The sequence below is a fragment of the Nonomuraea sp. NPDC049784 genome (assembly GCF_040659615.1).
Lineage (GTDB): Bacteria > Actinomycetota > Actinomycetes > Streptosporangiales > Streptosporangiaceae > Nonomuraea.
Genome location: NZ_JBFAMX010000866.1, coordinates 1 through 3,400, shown reverse-complemented (window position 1 = coordinate 3,400; position 3,400 = coordinate 1). Strand labels below are relative to the sequence as shown.

At 71.0% G+C, this 3,400-nt stretch carries 1 protein-coding gene and 1 pseudogene; one reads left to right on the top strand and one right to left on the bottom strand.

The window, feature by feature from the left end:
- Positions 1 to 467, bottom strand: a pseudogene (locus tag AB0J09_RS60060) (hypothetical protein); the annotation flags it as partial.
- Between the two features lie 104 nt (positions 468 to 571).
- Here AB0J09_RS60060 and AB0J09_RS60055 point away from each other — a divergent pair.
- Positions 572 to 3,400, top strand: a 2,829-nt coding sequence (locus AB0J09_RS60055) for a phosphodiester glycosidase family protein (protein WP_360712674.1), incomplete at its 3' end; no start/stop codon positions are given.

Genomic DNA, 3,400 nt, shown 5'->3' with positions numbered 1-3,400 from the left:
GCCGAGGTCGAGGATCTGGTCGGGTTCTTTGTCAACACGTTGGTGTTGCGTGCCGATCTGTCCGGCGATCCGACGTTCGGCGAGTTGGTCGGTCGATTCGCGAACGACGCGACCAGCTCGCCCGCCGTGGCCTGGATGAACGGCAGCGCGGCCGTCACCTTGGCGGGGGACAGGCCGCGGGTGAGCGGCCTGCGATAGCGGGCGTGCGCCTCGCCGTCCGTGCTCAGCACCACCGGGGCGTTGCCGGGCACGGCCGCCAGCTCGGCGAACGCCGCCGGGCCCGGGAGCACGTCCGGCCGCAGCGCGCCCTTGGAGGAGAAGTCGTCAGGGCGCCCCAGCACCTCGCGCACGTCGGCGTGCCGGGCCACCAGCCAGGCGTCCAGCTCCTCGACGAAGGTCAGCCCCGGGGCGGCGCGCGCCCTGGCGTAGAGGGGATACGGGTCGCGGTAGAGCGCCTCTCGATCCACGCGTCCATGCTCCTAGCAGGGCGGCGGCCGGGCAAGATCTGAAATTTTCTTTTAGTTCACTCTTAAGTCTTGAAAGTTATATCCACGAGCGATTGAGTTCGGTCGTGCAGTCCCTCAGAATCCTGGCCGCCGCGGCCCTGGCGTTAGGCCCCCTGGCCCTGACCGCCGCTCCCGCGCAGGCCGATCCCACGACCCCCGCAGAGGACGCGCTCGAGGCGTCGTCCTATCCGCCGCCGTCCACGTTGCTCGCCCAAGACGCCGGGCAGAAGCTGGAGACGGCCAAGAAGACCCGGCCGGTGGCGCCGGGCATCTCGCTGACCTCCTTCGACACCTATGACGAGCTCGGCTGGCTGCGTGCGGACGCCGTCACCGCCGACCTCGGCGGTGCCAAGGCCGACTACCTGTTCTCCGGCGAGGTGACCAAGACCGAGCCGCTGTCCGGGCCGGCCAAGCGCGCGCACGCCGTCGCGGCCGTCAACGGCGACTTCTTCGACATCAACAACTCCGGCGCCGCCCAGGGCATCGGCGTTCAGGACGGCTCGCTGGTGCAGTCGCCCGTCGCCGGCCACGAGAACGCGGTCGCGGTCACCGGCGACGGCGTCGGGCGCGTGCTCAAGATGTACTTCGAGGGCACCGCCACGCCGGCCGGCGGGTCACCGATCAAGCTGACCCAGTTCAACCAGATCGTGCAGAGCGGCGGCGTCGGGCTGTTCACGCCCCTGTGGGGCTCCTACACCCGGGCCCGCGCCGTCGAGGGCGCCAAGTCCGTCGCCGAGGTCGTCCTGGTGGACGGGGTGGTCTCCGAGGTACGCACGTCCGCGGGCACCGGCCCCATCCCCGCCGGGACCACGATCCTGCTGGGCCGCGACGCCGGCGCCACCGCGCTGTCCGCGCTGAAGGCCGGCGACCGGGTCGACGTGAAGTACCAGCCGAAGCCGTCGGACGGCAGCCAGGTCAAGGCGGCCGTCGGCGGCAACTGGGTGCTGGTCAAGGACGGCGTCGTGCAGAACTCCACCGACCCCGCCGCGCACCCCCGTACCGCCGTCGGGTTCTCCGCTGACGGCAGGAAGATGTACCTGCTGACCGTGGACGGCCGCCAGGCGGACAGCCGCGGCGTCACGCTCAACGAGCTCGCCGCCATGATGGCCGACCTCGGCGCCGCCAACGCGCTCAACCTCGACGGCGGCGGCTCCTCCACCATGCTCGCCCGCGAGCCCGGCTCCGCCGACGTCCAGGTGGAGAACAGCCCCTCCGACGGCGGCGAGCGGCACGTCCCCAACGGCCTCGCGCTCTACGCGCCCGAGGGCAGCGGCAAGCTGAAGGGCTTCTGGCTGGAGACCGCGAGCGACCCCGACAAGGCGCCCGGCGTCGGTCCCGTCGCCGGCGGCCGCCCCGACCGCGTCTTCCCCGGACTCACCAGGCGGCTGACCGCCGCCGGATACGACGAGACGTACGGCCCCGCCGCCGGCACGCCGTCGTGGCGGGCGAACCCGGCGGTGCACGGCGTCATCCGCGACGGGAAGTTCCACGCGCTGGTGCCCGGCCAGACCACCGTCACCGCCTCCCGCGGCAGCGCCAAGGGCACCATCGACCTGACCGTCCTGCAGCCCCTTGAGCGGCTCGGCGCCACCGCCGACCGGCTCGGCATGCCGGGCGCGGACGGTGTGGCCACGTTCGGCGTGGTCGGGTACGACCGCAACGGCAACTCCGCGCCCATCGAGCCCTCCGACGTCACGCTCGACTACGACAAGAGCCTGTTCGAGGTGACCCCCGCGGAGCAGGGCTACTACTCCGTCAAGGCCAAGAAGGCCACCGGGTCCGGCCTGATCACCGCCAAGGTCGGCAAGATCAGCACCGCCGTGCCGGTGACGGTCGGGTTCGAGGAGAAGCCGGTAGCCGACTTCGAGGACGCGGCCAAGTGGACGTTCGCCGCCGCCCGCGCCACCGGCTCCCTGTCGGCCGCGCCAGGACAGACCGGCGGCGGCCTCAAGCTGTCGTACGACTTCACCACCTCGACCGCGACCCGGGCCGCGTACGCCAGCCCGCCGCAGCAGATCGTGATCGACGGGCAGCCGCAGGCGTTCGGGCTCTGGATCAACTCCACGGGCAAGGGCGAGTGGCCCAGCCTGGAGTTCTACGACGCGCTCGGCCAGTCGCAGATCCTGCGCGGGCCGTACATGACGTGGACCGGGTGGAAGTACGTCGAGTTCGCCGTGCCACCCGGCGTGAACTACCCGCTGAAGCTGCGGCGCTTCTACGTGGCCGAGACCAAGGCGGACGTGAAGTACACCAACGAGATCCTCATCGACGGCCTGGTCGCCAAGGTGCCGCCGTCGATCTCCGCGCCTGCTTCGCCCCGGATCGCCGATCCGGTGGTCAAGGCGGACGTGGCCAAGATGCCGTGGCGGTTCGCGGTCATGTCGGACGCGCAGTTCGTGGCCAGGGAGCCGGACAGCGACATCGTCAAGAACGCGCGCCGCACGCTGCGCGAGATCAAGGCGGCCAAGCCCGACTTCCTGCTGATCAACGGCGACCTGGTGGACGAGGCGTCGCCCGAGGACTTCGCGCTGGCCAAGAAGATCCTCGACGAGGAGCTGGGCGGAACGGTGGAATACCACTACGTTCCCGGCAACCACGAGGTCATGGGCGGCAAGATCGACAACTTCAAGGCCGTCTTCGGTGACACGTACAGCACCTTTGACCACAAGGGGACCCGCTTCATCACCCTGGACACCTCGCGCCTGAACCTGCGGGGCGGCGGCTTCGACCAGGTGGCGATGCTCCGGTCCCAGCTGGACAAGGCCGCCGAGGACCCGTCGGTGGGGTCGGTCGCCGTCCTGTTCCACGTCCCGCCGCGCGACCCGACGCCCGGCAAGGGCAGCCAGCTCGGCGACCGCAAGGAGGCGGCGCTGGTGGAGGGCTGGCTGGCCGAC